Genomic DNA, 1,179 nt, shown 5'->3' with positions numbered 1-1,179 from the left:
CGACCATCACGGCGGCCTTGACCGCGTCGCGTGCGGTGCGGCCGACGGTGAACGGGCCGTGGTTGCGCATCAGGACGGCGGGCGACCGGCTGGACCGCAGCGTCTCGACGACCCTCCGCCGAGTCGGCCGTCCCTGACCAGGCCGAGCAGGCCCAGCGGTACGAAGACGACTACGACACCCAGGACTACCAGGCACAGGACTTCCACGAGGCCGCCGCCGAGCAGCAGTACGAAGAGGGCTACGAAGACCCGTACGCGTCCGAACAGGACACGTACGCGGACGAGGCCCGGCAGGACCCCGAGCCCGAGCCGGAACCGCGGATCGCCGACCCGGAGGCGACCACGTACGCGCGGGCTCCGCAGGCGGACGCCTACGAGCAGCCTCCTCACGAGGAGGAGCAGGACGCGTACGCCCGGCAGGAGGAAGAGCAGCCGTACGCGCCTCCGGAGGAGGAGACGACCACCGGCTACACCCCGGTCGAGCAGGCCGACGCCGGTCCTGAGCTGCCTCTCCTGACGCACGACGCGGAGCCGAACGTGGCACCGCCGCCGTCGGATTCCGAGGTCACGCAGGTCGACGCCCCACCGCAGGAGCGGGGGACCTTTGCTACCACCCCCGTGCCGCAGCCGGAGCCCGAGCCGCGACGCGAGGAAGCGCAGCCGCGCCGCGCCGAGCACCCCGTGCCGGTGCTGAACGAGCTGCAGGCGAGGTTCGACGACCTCGACGTGCCCGAAGACGTCTACCGCATCGGCGCCCCCGCCGAGCACGGCTGGAGCGTCGAGCAGGTCGACGGTGGCGGCTGGCGGGTCGGCTGGTACGACGGGAAGCTGACCAACCCGGCGGTGTTCGGCGACGCCGAGGACGCGGCCGCGTTCATGCTCGGCAAGGTCCTGCTGAACCCGAACGGCGCCCCGCCTCCCGAGGAGCCTCCCGCCGCCGAAGAGCCGCCTGTCGAGGAGCCCGCTCCGGCGCCTCCCGTGCTGGCGACGCTGTCCCCCGAGATCGCGACCGGTTCGCATCCGGTGCCGCCCCGGGAGTCGATCCCGGCGCAGGAACAGACCGCGTTCACGACGGCCGAGGAGCTGCTCGGGGACGATTTGGACGACGAGCCCGCCCCCGCTCCGGTCCCGCCCGCGCCCCCGTCGCGGCCGAACCCGGTGCTGGCGAGCCCGCCGCCC

2 pseudogenes are annotated in these 1,179 nt (G+C 73.6%); one reads left to right on the top strand and one right to left on the bottom strand.

Annotation, left to right across the window (positions count from 1 at the left end):
• Positions 1 to 120: pseudogene (locus ACSMFO_RS40095) on the bottom strand (class II aldolase/adducin family protein); the annotation flags it as partial.
• Between the two features lie 417 nt (positions 121 to 537).
• Here ACSMFO_RS40095 and ACSMFO_RS40090 point away from each other — a divergent pair.
• Positions 538 to 1,179: pseudogene (locus ACSMFO_RS40090) on the top strand (hypothetical protein); the annotation flags it as partial.

The organism is Amycolatopsis sp. w19, assembly GCF_051373225.1.
GTDB lineage: Bacteria > Actinomycetota > Actinomycetes > Mycobacteriales > Pseudonocardiaceae > Amycolatopsis > Amycolatopsis japonica.
The sequence above is the reverse complement of the archived record's forward strand: the minus strand, read 5'-3'. Positions and strand labels throughout refer to the sequence as shown.